This is a genomic window from Streptomyces sp. R818, assembly GCF_056172735.1.
In genome coordinates this window covers 16,929-39,006 of record NZ_JAOCNE010000004.1, presented here as the reverse complement: position 1 = coordinate 39,006, position 22,078 = coordinate 16,929, and the positions used below count along the sequence as shown (strand labels likewise).

Genomic DNA, 22,078 nt, shown 5'->3' with positions numbered 1-22,078 from the left:
AACGCTCCCCTGGCCTGGCTCGTGCTCGGCGTCGTCGTCCTCAACATCGGTCAGCAGGCCGTTCTCAACAGCAGCCAGACGGTGATCTACGCGCTGCGCCCCGAGGCCCGCTCCCGTATCAACTCCGCGTTCATGACCTGCTTCTTCCTCGGCGGCGCCCTCGGCTCGGCGCTCGCCTCCGTCGTCTGGGCGGCGGCGGCCTGGCCCGGAGTCTGCGCGCTCGGCGCCCTCCTCGCCGCCAAATCCTTCCTGACCTGGGCGACGGAACGCCGCCCCGCCTGACAACGTACGGAGAGACCCTTGAAGATCACTGTTCTCGGAGCCGCGGGCAATGTCGGCCGCCGGGTCGTCGCCGAGGCGCTCGCGCGCGGGCACGACGTCACCGGGGTCGTACGGGACTTAACTCGCGCGGCCGCGCTGCCCGCCGATGTGCGGCTGCGCATCGGTGACGCGTCCGACCCGCACACCGTCGCCCGCCTCGCGGAGGGGCAGGACCTGATCGTCTCCGCGACCCGTCCGGCGCCCGGCCGCGAGCCCGAACTGGCCGCCGTCGCCCGCGCCCTGCTGACCGGCCTGCACGCGACCGGCGTACGGCTCCTGCTCGTCGGCGGCGCCGGAAGCCTCATCGTGCCCGGCACCGGCGGCACCACCGTGAAGGACGCCCCGGACTTCCCCGCGTCCTGGCGGCCCATCGCCCTGGCCTGCGACGAGCAGCTCGCCGCCTGCCGCACCACCGCCCACGACGTGGACTGGGCGTATCTCAGCCCGGCCGCTCTCCTCGAACCCGGCGAGCGCACCGGCCGCTACCGGCTCGGCGCGGACGACCTCGTCGTCGACGCCGACGGCACCTCCGCGCTCTCCATGGAGGACCTCGCGGTGGTGCTCCTGGACGAGGCCGAGCGGCCGGCGCACCACCGCACCCGGTTCACGGCGGCCTACTGACGGTGACAGCGGCGCGAGCATTCCGTCCGTTTGCGGGTGAAACGCCAGGGCACACGGGCGGGGACCGCCTCCGACGACCGCCGACAAGGAGCCCCGACGATGCTGCTGGCCCACCCCGCCCTGCTGGCCGATCTCGTGCGCGAGTACGAGACGCTCAGTGTGCTCGACGCCGGGGAGGGCGGCGCCGAGGCGCGTCGCCGCCTCGACGACGTGTCGTACACGCTCTGCGTCGCCACCGGCACCCGTGACATCGACACCGCGCTCGTCGCGGCCCGGCACCGGCTGCCCGGCGCCCGGGTCCACGACGAGTCGCTCATCGGCGCGGCCCGCCCCCGTACGGAGGCGCGGATGTCAGGGGTATGACACGACCGTCGACGGCACCGTGGAGTCGCCCGACGTGGCGGACCCGATGTCGTTGATGACGTGGTCGTACTGGCCCTTGCCGCCGAGCGAGACCACGAGCAGGCCGTGGAACTTCACGCCCGGCGTGTTCGGCGCGGCGAAGCCGTGGCCCTGCTGGATCGTCGAGTCCGAGGTGTAGTTGCAGTAGGAGCCGAGACCCCAGCCCTCGTGCGTGGTGACGTTGTCGGCGACCTTGTAGGCGGCGAAGCCCTTGACCGAGCCGTTCTGGATCGCGGCCTGGTTCGGGGCGTCGTACGCCTTCTCGTTCTGGTAGAAGATCGTGCGCCCGCGCTCGCCGTTCCACTGCACGTCGTACTTGTTGAAGTGCTCGACGAACAGGCCGGTGGCGAGGACGTCGTCGCCGTTGACGACGACGCCGTAGTCGGCGCGGTTGGTCTCCCAGCCGACGCCTTCGCCGTGGTCGGCGCGCCACACCCAGGTGTGGTCGACGATGGTGTGCCGCGCGTTGATCACCATGCTGGTGGTGGCCTTGCCCGCGCCCGCGCCGCCGATCCGCACGAACACGTCCTGCACGGTGATCGGGTCCGCCGAGTGGTCGGCCGACGCGCCCTGCGGGCCGACCTCCAGCAGCGTCTCGGAGTTGACCGTCCCCGCGTCGATCAGGAACCCGGCGAGCCGCACCCCGTCCACGTCGGCGACCTTGACCGCGGTGGCTCCGCCGTCGGGGATGAGCGTGGCGTAGCCGAGGCCGAGGACGACCGTGCCCGCGCGGTCCACCTGGATCGGCGCGTCCAGGTGGTAGACGCCGGGGGTCAGCAGGAGGTGCAGGCCGTCGGAGAGCGCCGCGTTGATCGTGGCCGCGCTGTCCCCGGGCTTCGCCACGTAGAACTGGTCGAGCGGGACCGAGGTGCCGCGCGGGGTGCCGCCGCCCCAGCTCGTGCCGCGCGCGTTCGTCCGCTTCTCCGGCAGGAAGACCTTGTAGTCCGCGCCGTCGAGGTACAGGAACGGTTTCTCGCGGGAGACCGGCGTCGCGTCGAGCGTCGTGTACGGCGGGTCGGGGAAGCTCTGCGCGGGCGCGCCCTCTACGCCGGAGAACACCATGTTCCAGACGGCGTTCTCCCAGCCGCCGACCGACGAGTCACGGGTGTACCACTGCTGCTGCGAGTACGGGGCGACCTTGCCGTCGATCCGGCTGTCGGCGATGTAGCCGCCGCTGGCCCAGCCGTAGCCGTCGGGCGCCAGATTGAGCCCGCCGCGTACGTGCATCCGGCGGAAGGGCGCCGCTTGCGCGACCGCCCACCGGTTGGTGCCGCTGACCGGGACCAGGGCGAGGTTCTCCGCGCTGCGCCAGAAGTTCTGCGTGGCGTTGCCGTCGAACCAGCCCGCGTCGACCGTCACGTCCCCGTTGATGGTCGTGTCGTCGGGGGAGAGGCCGAGGCCCGCTATCGAGGTGTAGAAGCCGAGCTGCGCGTTGAGCCCGCTGTACGTGCCCGGCTTGAACAGCAGCGCGTAGCGCCCGGCGCCGAACTGGGCCGACTCCTGCTGCTTGAAGATCTCGTCGAGCTTGGCCTGGATGCCGGGGGTGGAGGGGTCGAAGACGATGACGTTCGGACCGAGGTCACCGCCGCCGGCGGCCTTCGCCTCGCGGGGCGCGGACTCGGTCGCCGAGGCGACGGCGGTACCGAGCACGGGCAGCGTCGCGGCGACAGCGGCCGCCGCGCCGAGAACCGTACGGCGGGTGGGGCGAGTGGTGCGTGCGTGGCGTGGGGGGAGGTCGGACACGCGGCTCTCCTGGTTCATGAAGTGAACGAGTGGGGGTGTGGGAGCGCTCTCCAGGCCAGGCATGTTTCAGGTGTGAGACGTGGGCGTCAAGAGTTGTGACCGAAGTTCGAAGAGATCGCGGGGTGCACACGCAACATAGCGCGCACAACGGGCAGTTGGCGCTTCAGGAAGTGACGGAACGGCCACCACCAGTGCTTGATCCAGATCCTGATCCTGGCCACGAGTTAGGCGGCGAACATGCCCCGGCCCGTCGTCTCCTCCTCCAGGACCGTCTGCGCCCGGTGCGCCGACGACTGCCACAGCGTCGTCACCGGCTCGTAGACGCGCACCCCGGCCGGGGCGCCCAGCTTCAGGGCCTGGAACGTCCGGCCGTCGTGGTCGGGGACGGTGACCACGTGCACGGAGAGGACCGTGCGGGCTCCGTCCTCGGCGTCCTTCGAGTCCGACAGGGAGCGGACCGCCGCGTACACGGTGGTGTGCGCGGCGAGGGTGCGCCCGGCGTGCGGCACGGTCGGCACCGGGAGCGCGGCACCGTCCAGCTCGCCGTAGGTGACGGTCGGCACGCGGTCGACGAGGCAGGCCCGCGCCGAGTCGTTGCGCAGGCTCAGCTTCAGTACGCCGTCGCTGTCGTCGGACGGCTCGGCGCGCAGCGTGAGGTCCTTCTCGGCGCAACGGGGCCGTTCCCCGGCCGAGGCGCCCGACGAGGCGGCGACCGGGGCGGCGAGGGCGGTCACGGCGATCGCGGCGGCCGTGACGAGACGGGAACATGCGCGCATCGGAGCCCCCAGTTCGTGGTGCGGGGCGCTACGGCTCCCCGCGGAAATGCGGACATAAAAGGGTATCCCGGGCTACGGCTCCGCGCATCCGGGCGCCGGGGCGCCGGGGTCCCAGCCCTCCACGAGCCACTTCCCGTCGCGCATCAGGTCCCGCGCCGCCAGCTCGTTCACCTCGCGCCACGCCTGGATCAGCAGCGGGCGGATCCGGAAGTACGGAGAAGGGCCGTCGGCGGCGCGCGGGTCGAACCCCGTCTTCTCCGCGAACGTGTCGCCGAAGGCGGTCGTCACCTAAGGCGGGCCGGGTACGGGCGGTGCCGCGTAACAGCGTACGTCGACCAACTCACCCGGTCCCCACTCCTGTTGACCCTTGGCGAGGAACTCCCAGCCTTGTCGCTCGTACAGGGCGATGGCGGCGGTGTCGGTGGTGACGACGTCGAGGACGGCGCGGGCTCCGCGCCGACGGGCCTCGCGCGCGGCTTCGTCGAGGAGCAGTGCGCCGATCCGCAGGCCCCGGGCCCCGGGATCGACGAACAGCCTGCTGACGACGGCCGCCGCGGCCGCCGGGACCAGGCCGGGCGCCACATCACCCCCGTCGGGCCGCACGAGCAGCACATGCCCGACGATCCGTCCCTCGTGCTCCGCGACCCATCCCGCGTCGCCCGCTTCATGGGCCAGCCAGCGCGCGGGGTCGGACGGCCACCGCAGCGGGTACCGGTCCCGCTCATGCACGGCTCGCAGTACGGCGACACACCCTGGCAGATCTTCCGCGGTGCGCAGCCTGATCTGCGGCGCGCTGTCGTTCGTCTCTCGCACGCCTCATGAGAACACGCGGGGTGCGGGTGCGCCGAGCGAGTTACTGGGCGACCTCCTGGCTCCCCGCCGGAACCCGGCCCCGCACCCCCCGGCGTGCCACCAACGCCCGCCGCCAGCCGGGCTGTTCCTGCGCGCGGGCCGGTTCCGCCCGGCGCCCGCCCCGGGCGAAGAACCCGGCGAGGGGCAGCGTGGCCGCGCCGACCGTCACCGCGTCCGGGCCGAGACGGCCCAGCTCCACACCGACCCGGCCGACCGGGTAGTGCAGCGCGTACGTGCCGATGTGCCGCCGCACCGAGTCCAGGAACCGCGGCCCGAGACGCAGCCCCGCCCAGCCCCCGATCAGAATGCGCTCGGGCTGGAAGAGGTTGATCAGGTCGGAGAGCCCCGCGCCCAGGTACTCGGCGGTCTCCTCCAGCACGGAGAGCGCGAGAGCCCGCTCCAGCGGGGTGGGTCCTTCCGGCCCGGAGAGTTCGTCCCCGTACGCCGTCTCCAGCAGTTCCGTGAGCGCCGCCTCCTCCCCGCCGTCCCCGCTGGGGGCTCCGCCCGCCTCGCGCCAGCGTTCGACCAGGGCCTGCGCCCCCGCGTACGCCTCCAGGCAGCCCAGCGCACCGCACCGGCAGCGCCGGCCCCGTACCCGTACGGTCAGATGGCCCCACTCGACGGCCCGGCCCTCCGCCCCGTCCTCGGCGACGACGCACGCGCCGACGCCCGAGCCGAAGAGGACGACCACCGCGCTGCCCGCGCCGCGGCCCGCGCCGAACCACATCTCCGCCTGGCCGAGCGTCTTGGCACCGTTGTCGATGAAGTACGGGACTGCGGGCGGGAGTTGGGAGGATTTGCGAAGCAACTGCTCCAGGGGGACCTCCGGCCAGCCGATCGTCTGGCCGTGCACGACCGCCCCGCGCTCCGGCTCCCGCGCCACGATGCCGGGCACGCCCACCCCGACGCCGAGCAGCCGTGCGGGATCCGCGTCGGCCGCCGCCAGGACATCGGCGATCCCGTCACGGATGTGGCGGACGACGAGATCGACGTCGTAGCGGTCGCGCTCGGCCAACGGGCGTTCCACGCGCGCGAGTTCGGTGAGGACCAGGTCGAACAGCTCGACGCGGACCAGGTTCTCGCCCACGTCGACGCCGATCAGCAGCCCGCAGTCCGGCGCGATCCGCAGCAGCGTACGCGGCCGGCCGCCGTCGGACTCGACGCTGCCCGCCTCCTCCACCAGACCCTCGGCGGCCAGCTCGGCCACCACATTGCTGACGGAACCTGAACTCAGGCCGGTCGCCGGGCCGAGCTCGTACCGGCTCAGCGGACCATCGAAATACAACTGTTGCAAAAGGGCCGCGCGATTCTCGCGCCGCAGGTCGTGCACCGTACGCCCGTTCCGCCCGGCCATGTTCTCCCTCTCCCTGCGCCCGTGGGACGCCAACAACGCCCGCCTCGCGCAAGATACCCGTGTCCGATCTCTTGACGCCCTCTTCTTGTGCGGCTTAACTCACAGCCTAAATTAAGCCCTGAGGGCGTTCACTACTTGAAGCCTGTCGGGGTTCCTCCGGATAAGGGACACCTGGAGCCATGAGCAGAATCCGAGCCGCAGCCGTCGGCGCCGCCACCCTCTCGCTCGCCCTCGCCGCGACCGCCTGCGGCGGCGGCTCGTCCTCGGGCGGCGGGTCCAACGACTCCCCGAAGACCCTGACGTACTGGGCGTCGAACCAGGGCGCCAGCATCTCGGTGGACAAGAAGGTCCTCCAGCCCGAGCTCGACAAGTTCGAGCAGCAGACCGGCATCAAGGTCAAGCTCGAAGTCATCCCGTGGTCGGACCTGCTCAACCGGATCCTCACCGCGACCACCTCGGGCCAGGGCCCCGACGTCCTCAACATCGGCAACACCTGGAGCGCCTCCCTCCAGGCCAGCGGCGCGCTGCTGCCCTGGGACGCGAAGAACTTCGAGAAGATCGGCGGCAAGGACCGGTTCGTCGAGTCCGCGCTCGGCTCGGCCGGCGCCGAGGGCAAGGACCCGGCCGCGGTCCCGCTCTACTCCATGTCGTACGCGCTCTACTACAACAAGAAGATGTTCAAGGACGCGGGGATCGCCAAGCCCCCGACGACCTGGGACGAGATCGTCGCCGCGGGCAAGAAGATCTCCAAGGACGGCAAGTGGGGCCTCGCCGCCGAGGGCTCCAACCTCTCCAACAACATCCACCAGGTCTTCGTCCTCGCCAAGCAGCACGGCGCCGACTGGTTCACCGCCGACGGCAAGCCCGACTTCACCTCCGACGGTGCCGTCAAGGCCGTCAAGCAGTATGTCGACCTGATGGCCAAGGACAAGATCATCGCGCCCGGCAACGCCGAGTACGCGCAGAACCAGTCCCTCAGCGACTTCTCCAAGAACAAGACCGCGATGGTCCTGTGGCAGGCCGCCGCCTCCACCTTCAAGTCGCAGGGCATGAAGGACAGCGACTACGGCGTCGTGCCCGCGCCCGTCCAGTCCGGCGCCCCCGGCCAGGGCACTTCCACCAACTCCATGGTCGCCGGCATCAACATCGCCGTCTTCAAGAACACCAAGAACCTCGACGGCGCCGCGAAGTTCGTGAAGTTCATGACCAGCACCGAGGAGTCCACCCTCCTCAACAAGACCTACGGCTCCATCCCGCCGGTCAAGGACGCCCAGTCCGACCCCGCGTTCAACGCGCAGGCCACCGCCGTCCTCAAGGACACCCTCGCCAAGAGCGCGGCCCCGCTGCCGCAGGTTGCCGACGAGTCGCAGTTCGAGACCGCCGTCGGCACCGCCGTGAAGGAGCTCTTCGCGGACGCCGCCGCGGGCAAGCCGGTCACCACGGAGTCCGTGAAGGCCGCGCTGACCAAGGCACAGCAGTCGATGCCGAACAAGTGAGTGCGGAGACCCACATGACCACGACCGCCACCACCCCCGCCACCGAGGCGGGGGAGGGGCGGGCCCTCGGCAAGAACTCCCCCGGGGCGGCGCGCGGCAAGAGCCGCCGCCCCGGGCGGATCCGCCGGATCGGCCTGCCGTACCTGCTCCTCCTGCCGGCCCTGGCCCTGGAACTCCTCGTCCACCTCGTCCCGATGGTCATCGGCATCGTGATGAGCTTCCGCGAACTCACGCAGTTCTACATCCGCGACTGGACCAACGCCCCCTGGTCGGGCCTGGACAACTTCAAGATCGCCGTCGACTTCGACGCCCCCGTCGGCCAGGCGCTGCTCCACTCCTTCTTCGTCACCTGCCTCTTCACGGTCCTCTCCGTCGGCCTGTGCTGGGCCATCGGCACGGCCGCCGCGATCTACATGCAGGAGACGTTCAAGGGCCGCGGCATCCTGCGCGCCCTGTTCCTCATCCCGTACGCGCTGCCCGTCTACGCCGCCGTCATCACCTGGGTCTTCATGTTCCAGCACGACAACGGCCTGGTGAACCACGTCCTGCACGACCAGCTCGGCGTCACCGACAAGCCCTCGTTCTGGCTCATCGGCGACAACAGCTTCTACGCGCTGCTCACCGTCTCCGTCTGGAAGGGCTGGCCGTTCGCCTTCCTCATCGTGATGGCCGGACTGCAGAACATCCCCAAGGAGATGTACGAGGCCGCCAACCTCGACGGCGCCGGACTGTGGCAGCAACTGCGCCGCATCACGCTGCCGTCACTGCGACCCGTCAACCAGGTCCTGGTCCTCGTCCTGTTCCTGTGGACGTTCAACGACTTCAACACGCCGTACGTGATGTTCGGCAAGGCGGCGCCCGAGGCCGCGGACCTCATCTCGGTCCACATCTACCAGTCGTCGTTCGTCACCTGGAACTTCGGCACCGGCTCCGCCATGTCCGTCCTGCTCCTGCTGTTCCTGCTCGTCGTGACCGGCATCTACCTGGCGCTCACCTCGCGGGGAAGGAAGACCGCCGATGTCTGACACCCAGCTCGCCCGGCCGGTGACCCCCGCGCGGCACCGGTCGCCGATGGCGGCGCCCCGGTCCTTCGTGTGGTCCCGCCGGATCTTCCTGACCCTCCTCGCGTCCTTCGTGCTGCTGCCCGTGTTCGTCATGGTGTCCAGCTCGCTCAAACCGCTCCAGGACGTCCAGGGCGAGTTCCGCTGGATCCCGAGCGGCCTCACCATCCGCCCGTACATCGACATCTGGTCGACGGTCCCGCTCGCCAAGTACTTCATGAACTCGGTGATCGTGGCGGGCGCGGCGACCGTCTGCTCCGTCGTCATCGCCGTCTTCGCCGCCTACGCGGTCAGCCGCTACCGCTTCCGCGGCAAGCGCGTCTTCACCGTGACCGTCCTGTCGACGCAGATGCTGCCCGGCATCCTCTTCCTGCTGCCGCTGTTCCTCATCTACGTCAACATCGGCAACGCCACCGGGATCGCCCTGTTCGGCTCGCGCGGCGGACTGATCCTCACCTACATGACGTTCACGCTGCCGTTCTCGATCTGGATGCTGATCGGGTACTTCGAGTCGGTGCCGCGCGACCTCGACGAGGCCGCCCTCGTCGACGGCTGCGGTCCGCTCGGCGCGCTGTTCCGCATCATCGTGCCCGCCGCCATCCCGGGCATCGTCGCGGTCGCCGTCTACTCCTTCATGACCGCCTGGGGCGAGGTCCTCTTCGCCTCCGTCATGACCAACGAGACCACCCGCACCCTCTCGGTCGGCCTCGGCGCCTACGCCAACCTCAACGACGTGTACTGGAACCAGATCATGGCCGCGTCCCTGGTCGTCAGCGTGCCCGTCGTCGCCGGCTTCCTGCTCCTCCAGCGCTACCTCGTCACCGGCCTGACCGCCGGCGCCGTCAAGTGAGCGCGCCTTCGTGACCTCTGAAAGGAACCCTGTGTCCGACCCCCTTGACCTCGCCGCCTTCCCGCACGACTTCCTGTGGGGCACGGCCACGTCCGCGTACCAGATCGAGGGCGCCGTCGCCGAGGACGGCCGCTCGCCCTCCATCTGGGACACCTTCTCGCACACCCCCGGCAAGGTCGCAGGCGACGACCACGGCGATGTCGCCTGCGACCACTATCACCGCTGGCGCGACGACATCGGCCTCATGCGCGAACTCGGCACCAATGCCTACCGGTTGTCGGTGGCCTGGCCGCGCGTGATGCCCGGCGGCGACGGCGTCGTCAACGCCAAGGGCCTCGACTTCTACGACGAGATCATCGACGCGCTCCTCGCCGAGGGCATCACCCCCTCCGTCACCCTCTACCACTGGGACCTGCCGCAGGTAATCCAGGACCGCGGCGGCTGGCCCGCCCGCGAGACCGCCGAGCACTTCGCCGCCTACGCGGCCGTCGTCGCCGAGCGCCTCGGTGACCGCGTGAAGCACTGGACGCCGCTCAACGAACCCCTGTGCTCCGCGTGGATCGGCCACCTCGAAGGCCGCATGGCGCCCGGCTGGACCGACCTGACCGCCGCCGTCCAGGCCTCCTACCACCTGCTCCTCGGCCACGGACTCGCCACGCAGGCGATCCGCGCCGCCGTGCCCGGCGCCGAGGTCGGCATCGTCAACAACCTCGCCTACCTCGAACCCGCCACCGACCGCCCCGAGGACATCGCCGCGACCCGCCGCATGGACGGCCACTCCAACCGCTGGTGGCTCGACCCGGTCCACGGCCGCGGCTTCCCCGCCGACATGCTGGAGGTCTACGGGGTCGACCTCCCGGAGCAGGCAGGGGACCTGAAGACCATCGCCGAGCCGCTCGACTGGCTGGGCCTCAACTACTACTTCCCGTCCGCCATCGCCGACCACCCGGCGGGCCCCGCCCCGTACGCCGACGCCGTGCGCCGCCTCGGCGTCCCGCGCACCGGCATGGACTGGGAGGTCGACGCGAACGGCATCGAGTCGCTGCTGCTCCGCCTCACCCACGAGTACGGCGCCCGCAAGCTGTACATCACCGAGAACGGCTCGGCCTACCCGGACGTCGTCCGCCCCGACGGCACGGTCGACGACCCGGAGCGCGAGGAGTACCTCGTGAACCACATCGCGGCCTGCGCCCGCGCGGTCCGCAAGGGCGCCCCGCTCGCCGGGTACTTCGCCTGGTCGCTGCTGGACAACTTCGAGTGGGCGTACGGCTACGACAAGCGGTTCGGCCTCGTGCATGTCGACTACGCGACGCAGAAGCGCACCATCAAGGGGAGCGGGCACCGGTACGCGGACATCGTGCGCAGGCACGGCTCGCGCTCCCGGCGCGCCGCCTGACCCGCACCGTTCCGGCGGGCCGGCTTCGACCGGCCCGCCGGAACGGTAAGCCGGACAGAAGATGTCCGGATTAGCGGGAATGCTCGACGCGTACACGCAGGACGACGCGGAAAGCATCAGGAGAGCGACGTGAACCACTCACCTCAGCAGGACACCCGGCACCAGGACCCCGACGGCGCGCAGGCGCCATTGGACGGCAGGGTCGCGCTCGTCGCCGGGGCCACGCGCGGCGCGGGGCGCGGGATCGCCGTGGAACTGGGCGCGGCGGGCGCCACCGTCTACGTCACCGGCCGCACGACGCGTACCCGGCGCTCCGAGTACGACCGCGCCGAGACCATCGAGGACACCGCGGAGCTGGTCACGGCGGCCGGCGGGCGCGGCATCGCCGTCCCCACCGACCATCTGGAGCAGGACCAGGTCCGCACCCTGGTCGAGCGGATCGACACCGAACAAGGCCGTCTCGACGTCCTCGTCAACGACATCTGGGGCGGCGAACACCTCTTCGCCTGGGCCAAGCCGGTCTGGGAACACGATCTCGACGACGGTCTCAGGCTGCACCGCCTCGCCGTCGAGACGCACGCCATCACCAGCCACTTCGCGCTGCCGCTCCTGCTGCGCACCCCGGGCGGCCTCGTCGTGGAGATGACGGACGGCACCGCCGAGTACAACGGGGCGAACTACCGCAACTCCTTCTTCTACGACCTGGCGAAGAGCGCCGTGCTGCGGATGGCGTTCGCCCTCGGCCACGAACTCGGCCCGCGCGGCGCCACCGCCGTGGCCCTCACCCCGGGCTGGATGCGCTCGGAGATCATGCTCGACGCGTTCGGCGTCACCGAGGAGACCTGGCGCGACGCGCTGAAGGACCAGCCGCACTTCGCCATCTCCGAGACACCGCGCTACGTCGGCCGCGCGGTCGCCGCCCTCGCCGCCGACCCGGACGTGGCCCGACTCAACGGCACCTCGCTCTCCAGCGGCGGCCTCGCCAAGGTCTACGGCTTCACCGACCTCGACGGCAGCAGGCCCGACGCCTGGCGCTACCTCGTCGAGGTCCAGGACACGGGGAAGCCCGCCGACACCACCGGCTACCGGTGAGCGGCTTCCTGTGACGCGCTGGATTCCGTCGTCCGGGCTGCTCGTCAGGGCGGGCCAGACCCCGCTTCCGCCGCCGCGCCACTCGATGAAGTCGGGGTCGTCGAGGCGCGCGTTCTCCAGGCCCGCGTGGCGCAGCAGCTCCACCACGTCCGCGCGCGAGGTCGCGAGCCCGGCGTCCTCGCCGTGGATGGCGACGCGCCGCCCGCCGGGCTGCGCCGCGTGCACGACGACCGTGGGGTACCCGTCCAGTCCGTCCGCTCTGTCCATGCCTCTCAGCTTCGGGGCCCGGCGGGCGGTCCGCACGTTCAGACGGCCGGCGGCGCCCCGGGCGACAGCCGCTCGCCCTCGTCCGCGGCGGCCCGCACCAGGACCTTCGCCACGTCCTGCGGGGCGGACAGCATCGGCCAGTGCCCGGTCGCCAGCTCGAAGTAGCCGACGGTCGGCCGCGCCAGGGCGGCGAACCGGGGATCGCCCGACGCCACCAGCGAGGCGATCGTCGCGATCCCCGGGCCGCCGCCGAGCGTGCAGAAGACGCCGGTCGTCGGCAGCTCGGGCGGCAGCGCCGACTCCATCCGCAGCGGCTGCGTGAGGACGCCGAGCGGCATCGGCGCCGCGAAGCCGGAGAGCCGCTCGCGCTCGGCGGGCCCGAGGTCCTGTACGTCGCCCCAGACGGCCCGCTCCGACAGCTCGGGCGGCGGCACCCGCACCCCGTCGCCGAGTGCGTCCGCCCGCGCGAGCAGGTACTCCCGTACGTCCTCCGTCACCAGGTCCATGGCGCTGTCCCCGTCGCCGGGCAGCCCCGCGTCGAGGTAGACGAGGCGCGCGATCCGCTCCGGGCGGCGCGAGGCGGCGCCGAGCGCCGGATGGATGCCGTAGCAGTGCCCGACGAGGACGATCTCCGGCTCCTCCACGTGGTCGACGAGCTGCACCAGATCCTCGATGTGCGTGTCCAGATCGGTGGCGGGGGAGGCGAGATGGCGCCGGTCGCCGAGGCCGGTCAGCGTCGCCGGGTACACCTGGTGCCCGTCCGCGCGCAGCGCCGCCGCGACGTCCCGCCAGATCCAGCCGGCCGTGTAACCCCCCGACACCAGTACGTATGCCGTCATGGTGGATGTGTCCCTTCGTGTTCCTCGATACGTGTGTCCCCGTGGCGCCGCACGGTAGGAACTCCCCCGGAGGGAGATTCAAGTGTGAGCGTCCACGGGCAGGGCGCGGGCCGCGACCGGCAGCGGTTACGGTGCTGGTGTGATCAACGCGCAAGGCACCCACGAGGAACACCCCACCGAGCCGGGGACGGCGCTGCTCCTCGCAGCCGCCCCCGCGGGCAAGGGGTGCCTCATCGACGCGGCCGCCGTGCTGCCCGCGCTCGCGGCGGTTCCGCCGAGCGCGCTGACCGGCACGGCGGCGGCCACCGTCGTCGAACTGGCCGACCCGCTCGACCCGCAGACCGTCCTGACCCGCATCCGCACGGCCGCCGCGCCGCCGGGCCCGCTCCACCTGTACATCGCGGGCCAGCTCCACCTCGACCACCGCCAGCACCTGCTCCACTTCGCGCTGGCCCGCACCACGCCGTCCACCCTGCGTTACACGGCCCTGCCCTGGCACTGGCTCACCGGTGAACTCGCCCTGCGCCGCCCGCACACCACGACCGTCGTCGTCGACCTCGTGACCGACGCGGCCGCCTGGGAACACGTCCGCACCGGCGGCCTGGGTCTCGGCCACGGAGTCCGCGTGTACGGCCGCGTGGCGCCGCCCCCGCCCCGCCGCACCGTCACCACCCCCGATTACCTCAAGTCCTACGCAGACATCTGGCGCACCGGCGAACGCCCCGCGCGCTCCCGCCTCCACGAAGCAGTCGCCCTCCACGCGGGCCCCCCGAACGCCCTGTTCCTGGCCCAGGACACGCGGTACCCGGCGGAGCCAAGCGGTGTGGCGCCGGGCGCGCCCGGCCCGGCAGCGACCCGGGTGACGCCGGACGGGGCCGCGTCGCAGGCGCCGGTGACCTCCGGCCGGGCGGTGCCGGCCCCAGGGACGCCGGTGGCCTCCGGGGTGCCCAGCCCTGCCGGTGCGGCCCCGCCTCCTCGGACTGTGCCCGTACCACACGCCCCGGCGGCGCCGGGGGAGTCCGGCCGGCCCGTGACGCCCGGCCCGGCCACGACGGCCAAGGCGGCACCCGTGCCGCAGCGCCCGGCAGCGCCCCATCGGCCCGCCCCGGCAACATCCAGCCCAGCGCCTACAGTTCACCCCACCTCGCCCCTCCAGAACCAGCCCGGCCCCGCCCAACCCCAGCCCGCGCACACCCCACCCGCCCCGGCCGCCCCCGCCCCCCGCACCACCGCCGGAGGCGATCCGCACGGGATGTTGCTCGCTGCCGCTCGTGCCGGGCGGCACGGTGAGGCCGCCGCCATAGCGGCCATGTGGGAGAGCGAGGCGTTGCGGGCGCACGGGGCCGGTTCGGCGGAGGCCGTGCACTGGCTGGAGGTGCGGGCGGATCTGGCGCGGCTCGCCCAGGACGCGCCGCGCTCCTGCGAGTTGTGGACGGCGGTCGCCCAGGCGCGGCTCGCCCGCGGTGAGGCGCGGACCGACGAGGACGTGGAGGCGGCCGTCGACCGGGCCCACCACCAGTGGGAGCAGATCGCCGACCCGGCCCGCGCGAAGGACCGGGCCGTCGCGCTGTCCGCGCTGCGCCGGCAGGTCCCGGGCCGCCGCCCCGGCGCGCTGGAGGCGATCCAGCGCCGCTTGGACGCGCTCGGCCCGGCCTGAGCGAAGATCTGAGCATTCAGGGCCCGTGACCCACCTCACGCCATGGAAAGCAAGGGCGGGGAACAACTCCGCCCCCACTCCCGTTGAACCCACCGTGGACACGGATGGGACAGTGTCCCCGGGCCTCACCTATAGCCCGCAGGGAAGATCGTTCGGCTGAAGCCCTGCGGAGCCCTCCGCCGAGAGGCGACCGCCATCCGTGTTCACCTCATAGCCGCCCCGGCCGTGGTCCCCCGTCACGGCCGGGGCTTCCCTCTGTCCGCCCCTGCTTCGCGAGCAGCGCGACGGCCGCGTCGAACGCCGAGTCCCGCCCCTTCGCGAACTCCTCGTCCGTGAAGACCGGCGTCCGCACATGCGGCGGGATCCCGGTGCCGTCGAAGGTCCGCCCCGAGCGGTCCAGGAACAGCTCGTTCGGGAGCAAGGCCTCCATCCCGTCGGGCAGCGCGCGCCCCATCACGTCGGAGAAGACACCCTGCGTGGCCTCCCCGACGCGCACCGTCCCGCCGGGCCGGTCGATCAGCGCCTGCGTGAACGTCTCGCCCGCGCTGACCGTCGAGCCCCCGGTCAGCACGGCGACCGGCCCCGTGTACCGGGGGACGCCCCGCGCGGGTTCCACCGTGATCGGCTGCGGCCGGGTGTACTGCGTGCGCTTGCGGTAGGCGACGTACGGGCGGTTCGTGAGCCGCTCGGCGATGTGCAGCCCGAGCGCGTCGTACCCGCCCCCGTTGATCCGCAGATCGATGACGAGCCCCTTGAGCTTCGCGACCCGCGCCGCGCCGAGAACCGCGTCGAGTGCCCTGTCGAGCTCCGCGACATGGGCGGCGTACGAACGCTCCTCGCCCGCGTAGCCCGCGAACCCGGAGATGCGCAGATAGCCCTGCCCGCCGGGCAGATCCGCGTAACCGATCCGCCCGCCCGCGAACTCCCGCAGCGCCCTGCCGCCGAGGTCGCGCCGTACGACGAACTCCCTGACCTTCCTGTCCAGCGCCTCGCCGGGCGCCGTCGTCCCCGGCCGGACCCGGGCGAAGTGCCGGTCCCCGTCGACGACCGCGACATGCGCGTCGTACAGCGGCGCCACCATCTCGCTGAAGAGCGCGAACAGTTCGTCGCGGCTGGTACCGGCGTGGACCCGGGGCCGGTAGGTGTCCCGTACGGCGTGCCAGTCGACGCCCTTCGCGGCGAAGAAGGGGTAGTTCTCCTCGAAGGACCGCCAGAAGACGTCGAAGGACGTCACAGGGTCTGCGGGCAGCGGCCGCACGCAGTCGCGGGGCAGCGCGGCAAGGCGGCGCAGCTCCCGGTGGCCGGGCGAACCGTCGGTCTCCAGCGTCCCCCGCGCCTTGACGGTGAAGACCGCCCCCTCGGCGTCCGTGTACGTACCCGGTCCCGTCCGGCGCGCGGTGTCGCCGGGCACGCAGCCCGCCCTCGACGTCTGGTACTCGCGCAGCCGCCCGCCCGTGATCGACAGGACCGCGCCGTACCCCTTCACCCGCCACACACCCTCGACGCCTACCGCGTTCGGCCGTCCGGCCGCCACCGCGGGCGTCACCGCGCCGCCCGCGAGCGCCAGCGCCACGAGGGCCGTCACTCCCTTGTACCGCTTCTGTCGCACCGTCGTCCTCCGCCGTGTCCGTCCGTGTCCGTCCGTGTCCGGTTCCGTGGAGAACGACGATCGCCGCTCGCGCCCGCCCGCGCCATCGGGACACCCGGCCGATCCGTACGGGGGACAACCCCCGTTACAGTGCGGCCATGTCGCGCGCCCAGGAGACCAAACACCGCATTGTCACGGCGTTCCAGCGCCGGGTCGCCAACCCGCTGTCGCTCCGGCTGCCGGGGCAGGTGATCATCGAGACCACCGGCCGCACCTCGGGCCTGGCCCGGCGCACCCCGGTCGGCGGGCGCCGCGTCGGCGCCGCGTTCTGGCTGGTCTCCGAGTTCGGGCTCTCCTCGCAGTACGTGCGCAACATCCAGGCCGATCCGAAGGTCCGGGTCCGTCTGCGCGGCCGCTGGCACCACGGCACCGCGCACCTGCTCCCCGAGGACGACGCCCGCGCCCGCCTCAAGACCCTGCCGCGCTACAACAGCGCCGCCGTCCGCGCCTTCGGCACCCAGCTCCTCACCGTGCGGATCGATCTGACCGACTGAGCCCCACTGAAGAAGCACCCCTCCCATTCGCTCGGGGCACGCCTCTTGTTGAAGCAATGAATCAGTGCTTCACTCCTTACGTGCCCTACCGACGAACCCCTGCCGTGCAGGCCCGTATGGACGCCCAGCGCGCCACCGTCCTCGACGCGGCCACCGCGCTGCTCGCCGAGCACGGGTACGCGGGCTGCTCCGTGTCCGCCGTCGCCGCGCGCGCGGGCATCGCCACCGGCAGCGTGTACCGGCACTTCCCCAGCAAGGCCGAACTGTCCGTCGAGCTGTTCCGGCGCGTCGTCACCCGCGAGGTGGCCGCCGTCAGGGAAGCGGCGGCCCGGCCCGCCGACACCCCGGCCGAGCGGGTCGTCGCCGTCGTGGAGACGTTCGCGCGCCGCGCCCTGAAGTCGCCGCGCCTGGCGTACGCGCTGCTCGCCGAGCCCGTCGACCCGGCGGTGGACGCCGAGCGCCTGGTCTTCCGGCGCGCGTTCCGTGACGTGTTCGCCGAGCACATCTCCGACGGCGTACGGACCGGGCAACTGCCGCCGCAGGACGCACAGTTGACGGCCGCCGCGCTGGTCGGCGCGGGCGCCGAGGCGCTCATCGGCCCGCTCTCCGACCCGGAGCGGGGGCCCGACGCCGTCCCCGCCCTGCTCACCTTCACCCTGCGAGCCCTCGGAACCCAGAACGGAGCCGTCGATGCCGACCACGCATGAAGCCGCACAGAGCGCAACGCACCGGGCCACGCACGAAGTCACCAACCAGGTACCGCCCCTGACCGGCCACGACGTCGCCGCCGACCCCGCCCTCCTGGAGGCCCTGCGCCGCGAGGGCGCCGAGTGGGCCGAGCCCGGGCTGCACGGCCTCGGCACCCTCGCCGGTTCCGAGCAGGCGCAGGAGTGGGGGCGGCTCGCCGAGCGCCACCACCCCGAGCTGCACACCCACGACCGCTACGGCCACCGCGTCGACGAGGTCGAGTTCCACCCGTACTGGCATCAGCTGATGACCGTCGCCGTCGAGCACGGTCTGCACGCCGCGCCCTGGGCCGACGACCGCCCCGGCGCCCACGTCGCCCGCGCCGCCAAGGTCTACGTGTGGGGGCAGGCGGACCCCGGGCACCTCTGCCCGGTGTCGATGACGTACGCGGCCGTCCCCGCCCTGCGCACCTCACCTGAACTGGCCGCCGTGTACGAGCCGTTGCTCACGTCCGGCACGTACGACTTCGGGCTGCGCGAGCCCACCGGCAAGCGCGGCGTCATCGCCGGGATGTCGATGACGGAGAAGCAGGGCGGCTCCGACGTCCGCGCGGGCACCACACGGGCCGTACCGACGGGGGAGCCGGGGCAGTACGCGCTGACCGGCCACAAATGGTTCACGTCCGCCCCCATGTCCGACGTCTTCCTCACCCTCGCCCAGGCGCCCGGCGGCCTCTCCTGCTTCCTGGTGCCGCGCGTCCTGCCCGACGGCACCCGCAACGCGATCCGCCTCCAGCGCCTCAAGGACAAGCTCGGCAACCGCTCGAACGCCTCCTCCGAGATCGAGTACGAGGGCGCTCTCGGCACGCTCGTCGGCGAGGAGGGCCGGGGTGTCGCCACCATCATCAAGATGGTCAACATGACCCGGCTGGACTGCGCCGTCAGCTCCGCCTCCGGGATGCGCCAGGGCCTCGTCCAGGCCGTGCACCATGCCACGCACCGCAGCGCCTTCGGCGCCCGCCTCATCGAGCAGCCGCTGATGGCCAACGTCCTCGCCGACCTCGCCGTCGAGGCGGAGGCCGCCACCGTCGCCGCGATGCGCCTCGCGGGCGCCGTGGACCGCTCCGCGCGCGGCGACGGCTCCGAGGACCTGCTGCGCCGCCTCGCCCTCGCCGTCACCAAGTACTGGGTGTGCAAGCGGGCCCCCGCGCACGCCGCCGAGGCCCTCGAATGCCTCGGCGGCAACGGCTACGTCGAGGACTCCGGCATGCCGCGCCTGTACCGGGAGGCGCCGCTGCCCTCGATCTGGGAGGGCTCGGGCAATGTCGCCGCGCTGGATGTGCTGCGCGCCATGGCCCGGCAGCCCGCGACCGTCGAGGCGTACTTCGAGGAGGTCGACCTCGCGGCCGGTGCGGACCGGCGGCTCGACGAGGCCGTGGCCCGGCTCCGCAAGGACCTGGCCGCGCTCGGCGGCGACCCCGACGCGCTCCAGTTCCGCGCCCGCCGCTTCGTGGAGACGCTCGCCCTCGTCTTCCAGGGCTCCCTGCTCGTCCGGCACGGGGCACCGGCCGTCGCGGACGCGTTCTGCGCCTCGCGGCTCGACCGGGACTGGGGTGTGGCCTTCGGCACCCTTCCGTTCGGCGTGGACACGTCAACAATCCTCGATCGGGCGCGGACCCTGGCATGATCGAGGCATGGCAGAACGTGTGATCGCCGCGTGTGACGGCGCGTCGAAAGGAAACCCCGGACCCGCGGGATGGGCATGGGTCGTCGCGGACGGTGACGAGCAGCCCGTGCGGTGGGAGGCCGGCGCGCTGGGCACGGCGACCAACAACGTCGCCGAACTCACCGCTCTGGAGCGGCTGTTGACGACGGTCGGCCGTGAGGTCGAGCTCGAGGTCCGGATGGACTCGCAGTACGCGATGAAGGCGGTCACGACGTGGCTGCCCGGCTGGAAGCGCAAGGGCTGGAAGACCGCCTCCGGCAAGCCCGTCGCCAACCAGGAGCTGGTCGCCCGGATCGACGCGCTGCTCGAGGGCCGCAAGGTCGAGTTCAAGTACGTGCCCGCGCACCAGGTCGACGGCGACCCGCTCAACGACTTCGCGGACCGCGCCGCCAGCCAGGCCGCGGTCCAGCAGGTGGACGCGGGCAGCGCCCTCGGCTCGCCGGTGCCGCCGCCCTCGGCCCCGTCGACGAAGAAGGCGGCGGGCAAGGCGTCCGGCGGCTCGACCCGGGCCGCCACCGCCAGGAAGCGCACGTCGGGCGTGGCGGGTTCCTCGGGCGGCTCGGCGCGCACCCTCAAGGCGAAGTTCCCCGGCCGCTGCCGCTGCGGACGCGCGTACACCGCGGGTGAGGAGATCGCCAAGAACCCCGACGGCTGGGGTCACCCGGAGTGCCGCGCGTCGGCCTGAGACGCGTCGCGGCCCCGCTCGATCACCCCCGTACGGAGGCGGTCGAGCGGGGCCGTTGCCCTTGCGGGTGTCAGCTGGAGACCCGCACGTAGTCCACGATCAGCTGCTGCGGGAACTGGGTGTTGCCGTCCGGGTCGCCCGGCCAGTCGCCGCCGACCGCCAGGTTGAGGATGACGAAGAACGGCTTCTCGAAGACCCACTGGTTGCCGCCGACGTCGGCGGGCGTGCGCGTCTGGTAGACCGTGCCGTCCACCGACCACTTGATGGAGTTCGGCGTCCAGTCGACGGCGAACGTGTGGAAGTCGTCCGCGAACGCCTGGCCGCCGGGGAGCGAGTAGCCCGCGCCGATGCCGCCCGACCCCGAGTAGCCGGGCCCGTGGATCGTGCCGTGCACGGTGTTCGGCTCGAAGCCGACGTTCTCCATGATGTCGATCTCGCCCGAGTTCGGCCAGCCGACCGAGCCGATGTCGTCGCCGAGCATCCAGAACGCCGGCCAGATGCCCTGCCCGCGCGGGATCTTCATCCGCGCCTCGACGTGGCCGTGCGTCGTCGAGAACCTGCCCGACGTGTTCAGCCGCGCCGAGGTGTACTGGCAGGTCCCGTACCAGCACTGGTAGTTGGACGGGTTCTCCTTCTTCGCCGTGATCACCAGGTGGCCCTGGCCGTCGAGCGCCGCGTTGCTGTTGCCGGACGTGTAGTACTGCCGCTCGTGGTTGTTGACGTTGTCGCCGGTCTCGGTCAGCCACTTCGACCCGTCGACCGCCGAGCCCGCGGCCCCGTCGAACTCGTCGGAGAAGGTGACCGCGGCGGCACCGGTGTCGGCCGCCTGTGCGGAGGGCATCAGGCCCGCGCCCAGACACAGGAGTGCCGCGGCGGCCAGGGGCAGTTTGTGGCGCAGAGGTATGCGCATGAGGGATCACATCACTTCGGGTAGGGGGATCGCGCCTGTCCGGGGCGCGCCGAGTAGTGAGGACAGCCGAAGACAAGTGAAGGCAGTGGGGGTGTGCCCGGTTCCTTGACTTCAAGAGTTGATTTAAGAAGGGTGACGGAGGCACGTCAAGGCATTCGTCCGGGCCAAGTCACCGGAGCACGTCACCGGACCACGTCGGATCAAGTCCGTGAAGGCCGGGTTCGCAGGGTGATACTGGTGCCCATGTTGCGTTGTGCCGTACTCGACGATTTCCAGGACGTCGCCCGAGGGAGCGCCGACTGGGCGCGCCTCGCGGACCGCGTCGACGTCCGCTTCCTCCACGACCACATCCCCGCGCACGACACACTCGTCGCGGCGATCGGTGACTGCGAGATCGTGGTCGTGATGCGGGAACGCACCCCGTTCCCGGCCGAGTTGTTCGCGCGGCTGCCCAAGCTGCGGCTGCTGATCACCTCGGGCCTTCGCAACGCGTCGATCGATCTGGACGCGGCAGCCGCGCACGGCGTCACGGTCTGCGGGACGCCGAGCGGCTCGGAGCCGCCCGTCGAGCTGACCTGGGCGCTCCTCCTCGGACTCGCCCGGGGTGTCGTCACCGAGAACAACAACCTGCGCTCCGGCGGGCCCTGGCAGTCCACGCTCGGCGCCGATCTGCACGGGCGCCGTCTCGGCCTGCTCGGGCTCGGCAAGATCGGCACCAGGGTGGCCCGGATCGGCGCCGCGTTCGGGATGGACGTCGCCGCCTGGAGCCGGAACCTGACCGCCGAGCGCGCCGCCGAGGCCGGGGCCACCCTCGCCGCCTCCAAGGAGGAGCTGCTCGCCACCAGCGACTTCGTCTCCGTGCACCTCGTGCTGAGCGAGCGGACCCGGGGGCTCGTCGGCGCGGAGGAGCTGCGCGCGATGCGCCCCACCGCGTACTTGGTCAACACCTCGCGCGCCGCGATCGTCGACCAGGAGGCGCTGGTACGGGCGCTGCGCGAGGGCTGGATCGCGGGCGCGGGCAGCGACGTCTTCGAGACCGAGCCGCTGCCTTTGGACGACCCGCTGCGCACGGCCCCGAACTTCCTCGGCCTGCCCCACCTCGGCTATGTCACCCGCCGCAACTACGACGGGTACTTCCAGGGCGCGGTCGAGGACATCGAGGCGTACCTGGCGGGCAGCCCCATCCGCACGCTGTCCTGACC

At 72.1% G+C, this 22,078-nt stretch carries 21 protein-coding genes and 1 pseudogene; 14 read left to right on the top strand and 8 right to left on the bottom strand.

Translation table 11 applies throughout. The features are described from left to right. The 3 genes and pseudogenes from N5I75_RS13085 to N5I75_RS13075 form a co-directional block, all read left to right on the top strand. Nucleotides 1-282 (top strand): annotated as a pseudogene (locus N5I75_RS13085) (MFS transporter); the annotation flags it as partial. Between the two features lie 18 nt (nucleotides 283-300). Further along, nucleotides 301-942 carry an NAD(P)-dependent oxidoreductase gene (locus N5I75_RS13080; RefSeq protein WP_476677103.1) on the top strand — a complete coding sequence of 214 codons (642 nt, stop codon included), beginning with the start codon at nucleotides 301-303 and terminating at the stop codon, nucleotides 940-942. Nucleotides 943-1,041: 99 nt separating this feature from the next. Continuing rightward, nucleotides 1,042-1,305, top strand: a complete 264-nt coding sequence (locus N5I75_RS13075) for a DUF5133 domain-containing protein (RefSeq protein WP_476677101.1) — start codon at nucleotides 1,042-1,044, stop codon at nucleotides 1,303-1,305. Here the strand turns inward: N5I75_RS13075 and N5I75_RS13070 are convergent. The 5 genes from N5I75_RS13070 to N5I75_RS13050 form a co-directional block, all read right to left on the bottom strand. Beyond that, a complete protein-coding gene (locus N5I75_RS13070; RefSeq protein ID WP_476677099.1) occupies nucleotides 1,294-3,105 on the bottom strand; it encodes a coagulation factor 5/8 type domain-containing protein in 1,812 nt (603 codons plus the stop codon). The two genes, N5I75_RS13075 and N5I75_RS13070, sit on opposite strands and share 12 nt — an antisense overlap. Nucleotides 3,106-3,311: 206 nt before the next feature. Beyond that, nucleotides 3,312-3,863, bottom strand: a complete 552-nt coding sequence (locus N5I75_RS13065; RefSeq protein ID WP_476677097.1) for a DUF4232 domain-containing protein — start codon at nucleotides 3,861-3,863, stop codon at nucleotides 3,312-3,314. A gap of 72 nt (nucleotides 3,864-3,935) precedes the next feature. Beyond that, nucleotides 3,936-4,151 carry a hypothetical protein gene (locus N5I75_RS13060; protein WP_476677095.1) on the bottom strand — a complete coding sequence of 72 codons (216 nt, stop codon included), beginning with the start codon at nucleotides 4,149-4,151 and terminating at the stop codon, nucleotides 3,936-3,938. Continuing rightward, nucleotides 4,152-4,676, bottom strand: a complete 525-nt coding sequence (locus tag N5I75_RS13055; RefSeq protein WP_476677093.1) for a GNAT family N-acetyltransferase — start codon at nucleotides 4,674-4,676, stop codon at nucleotides 4,152-4,154. Between the two features lie 40 nt (nucleotides 4,677-4,716). Then, entirely contained in the window at nucleotides 4,717-6,069 is a 1,353-nt protein-coding gene (locus N5I75_RS13050; protein WP_476677091.1) for an ROK family transcriptional regulator, read from the bottom strand. A 179-nt stretch (nucleotides 6,070-6,248) separates the two neighbouring features. Here N5I75_RS13050 and N5I75_RS13045 point away from each other — a divergent pair, with 179 nt between their 5' ends. The 5 genes from N5I75_RS13045 to N5I75_RS13025 all read left to right on the top strand — a co-directional run bounded on the left by N5I75_RS13045 (nucleotide 6,249) and on the right by N5I75_RS13025 (nucleotide 11,964). After that, entirely contained in the window at nucleotides 6,249-7,565 is a 1,317-nt protein-coding gene (locus N5I75_RS13045; RefSeq protein WP_476677089.1) for an ABC transporter substrate-binding protein, read from the top strand. Between the two features lie 14 nt (nucleotides 7,566-7,579). Further along, nucleotides 7,580-8,590: a carbohydrate ABC transporter permease gene (locus N5I75_RS13040; protein WP_476677087.1), complete on the top strand. Its 1,011-nt coding sequence runs from the start codon at nucleotides 7,580-7,582 to the stop codon at nucleotides 8,588-8,590. Next, complete coding sequence (locus N5I75_RS13035; RefSeq protein WP_476677085.1) at nucleotides 8,583-9,476, top strand: carbohydrate ABC transporter permease; 894 nt, start codon at nucleotides 8,583-8,585, stop codon at nucleotides 9,474-9,476. The genes N5I75_RS13040 and N5I75_RS13035 overlap by 8 nt, the downstream gene beginning before the upstream one ends. 31 nt (nucleotides 9,477-9,507) lie before the next feature. Next, nucleotides 9,508-10,872 carry a GH1 family beta-glucosidase gene (locus N5I75_RS13030; protein ID WP_476677083.1) on the top strand — a complete coding sequence of 455 codons (1,365 nt, stop codon included), beginning with the start codon at nucleotides 9,508-9,510 and terminating at the stop codon, nucleotides 10,870-10,872. 129 nt (nucleotides 10,873-11,001) lie between these two features. Continuing rightward, on the top strand, nucleotides 11,002-11,964 hold the full coding sequence (locus N5I75_RS13025) for an SDR family oxidoreductase (protein WP_476677082.1): 963 nt from the start codon (nucleotides 11,002-11,004) through the stop codon (nucleotides 11,962-11,964). Between the two features lie 305 nt (nucleotides 11,965-12,269). Here N5I75_RS13025 and N5I75_RS13020 read toward each other — a convergent pair whose 3' ends face one another. Next, nucleotides 12,270-13,070 carry an alpha/beta fold hydrolase gene (locus tag N5I75_RS13020; RefSeq protein WP_476677080.1) on the bottom strand — a complete coding sequence of 267 codons (801 nt, stop codon included), beginning with the start codon at nucleotides 13,068-13,070 and terminating at the stop codon, nucleotides 12,270-12,272. A 139-nt stretch (nucleotides 13,071-13,209) separates the two neighbouring features. Between N5I75_RS13020 and N5I75_RS13015 the strand changes: the two genes are divergently transcribed. Next, on the top strand, nucleotides 13,210-14,727 hold the full coding sequence (locus tag N5I75_RS13015; RefSeq protein WP_476677078.1) for a hypothetical protein: 1,518 nt from the start codon (nucleotides 13,210-13,212) through the stop codon (nucleotides 14,725-14,727). A 208-nt stretch (nucleotides 14,728-14,935) separates the two neighbouring features. Here N5I75_RS13015 and N5I75_RS13010 read toward each other — a convergent pair whose 3' ends face one another. Next, the gene (locus N5I75_RS13010) at nucleotides 14,936-16,336 is read right to left on the bottom strand and encodes a S41 family peptidase (protein WP_476677077.1); all 1,401 of its coding nucleotides are present in this window, start codon (nucleotides 16,334-16,336) and stop codon (nucleotides 14,936-14,938) included. A gap of 137 nt (nucleotides 16,337-16,473) precedes the next feature. Between N5I75_RS13010 and N5I75_RS13005 the strand changes: the two genes are divergently transcribed. The 4 genes from N5I75_RS13005 (at nucleotide 16,474) to N5I75_RS12990 (ending at nucleotide 19,966) form a co-directional block, all read left to right on the top strand. Then, a complete protein-coding gene (locus N5I75_RS13005) occupies nucleotides 16,474-16,869 on the top strand; it encodes a nitroreductase/quinone reductase family protein (protein WP_476677075.1) in 396 nt (131 codons plus the stop codon). A gap of 80 nt (nucleotides 16,870-16,949) precedes the next feature. Further along, complete coding sequence (locus tag N5I75_RS13000; RefSeq protein ID WP_476677073.1) at nucleotides 16,950-17,576, top strand: TetR/AcrR family transcriptional regulator; 627 nt, start codon at nucleotides 16,950-16,952, stop codon at nucleotides 17,574-17,576. Then, nucleotides 17,560-19,242, top strand: a complete 1,683-nt coding sequence (locus N5I75_RS12995; RefSeq protein WP_476677071.1) for an acyl-CoA dehydrogenase family protein — start codon at nucleotides 17,560-17,562, stop codon at nucleotides 19,240-19,242. Before N5I75_RS13000 ends, N5I75_RS12995 begins: the two co-directional genes overlap by 17 nt. A gap of 7 nt (nucleotides 19,243-19,249) precedes the next feature. Continuing rightward, nucleotides 19,250-19,966: a ribonuclease H family protein gene (locus N5I75_RS12990; protein WP_476677069.1), complete on the top strand. Its 717-nt coding sequence runs from the start codon at nucleotides 19,250-19,252 to the stop codon at nucleotides 19,964-19,966. A 70-nt stretch (nucleotides 19,967-20,036) separates the two neighbouring features. Here the strand turns inward: N5I75_RS12990 and N5I75_RS12985 are convergent, their stop codons facing one another. Further along, a complete protein-coding gene (locus tag N5I75_RS12985; protein WP_476677067.1) occupies nucleotides 20,037-20,876 on the bottom strand; it encodes a glycoside hydrolase family 16 protein in 840 nt (279 codons plus the stop codon). A gap of 243 nt (nucleotides 20,877-21,119) precedes the next feature. Here N5I75_RS12985 and N5I75_RS12980 point away from each other — a divergent pair, with 243 nt between their 5' ends. Beyond that, the gene (locus tag N5I75_RS12980; RefSeq protein ID WP_476677065.1) at nucleotides 21,120-22,076 is read left to right on the top strand and encodes a D-2-hydroxyacid dehydrogenase family protein; all 957 of its coding nucleotides are present in this window, start codon (nucleotides 21,120-21,122) and stop codon (nucleotides 22,074-22,076) included. Nucleotides 22,077-22,078: the final 2 nt, after the last annotated feature.

Excerpts from the sequence above, each read along its gene's own strand:
- N5I75_RS13050 (WP_476677091.1), bottom strand. The coding sequence starts at position 6,069 with ATGGCCGGGCGGAACGGGCGTACGGTGCACGACCTGCGGCGCGAGAAT.
- N5I75_RS13040 (WP_476677087.1), top strand. The coding sequence starts at position 7,580 with ATGACCACGACCGCCACCACCCCCGCCACCGAGGCGGGGGAGGGGCGG.
- N5I75_RS13035 (WP_476677085.1), top strand. The coding sequence starts at position 8,583 with ATGTCTGACACCCAGCTCGCCCGGCCGGTGACCCCCGCGCGGCACCGG.
- N5I75_RS13020 (WP_476677080.1), bottom strand. The coding sequence starts at position 13,070 with ATGACGGCATACGTACTGGTGTCGGGGGGTTACACGGCCGGCTGGATC.
- N5I75_RS13065 (WP_476677097.1), bottom strand. The coding sequence starts at position 3,863 with ATGCGCGCATGTTCCCGTCTCGTCACGGCCGCCGCGATCGCCGTGACC.
- N5I75_RS12990 (WP_476677069.1), top strand. The coding sequence starts at position 19,250 with ATGGCAGAACGTGTGATCGCCGCGTGTGACGGCGCGTCGAAAGGAAAC.
- N5I75_RS12985 (WP_476677067.1), bottom strand. The coding sequence starts at position 20,876 with ATGCGCATACCTCTGCGCCACAAACTGCCCCTGGCCGCCGCGGCACTC.
- N5I75_RS13005 (WP_476677075.1), top strand. The coding sequence starts at position 16,474 with ATGTCGCGCGCCCAGGAGACCAAACACCGCATTGTCACGGCGTTCCAG.
- N5I75_RS13045 (WP_476677089.1), top strand. The coding sequence starts at position 6,249 with ATGAGCAGAATCCGAGCCGCAGCCGTCGGCGCCGCCACCCTCTCGCTC.
- N5I75_RS12995 (WP_476677071.1), top strand. The coding sequence starts at position 17,560 with ATGCCGACCACGCATGAAGCCGCACAGAGCGCAACGCACCGGGCCACG.
- N5I75_RS13075 (WP_476677101.1), top strand. The coding sequence starts at position 1,042 with ATGCTGCTGGCCCACCCCGCCCTGCTGGCCGATCTCGTGCGCGAGTAC.
- N5I75_RS13070 (WP_476677099.1), bottom strand. The coding sequence starts at position 3,105 with ATGAACCAGGAGAGCCGCGTGTCCGACCTCCCCCCACGCCACGCACGC.
- N5I75_RS12980 (WP_476677065.1), top strand. The coding sequence starts at position 21,120 with ATGTTGCGTTGTGCCGTACTCGACGATTTCCAGGACGTCGCCCGAGGG.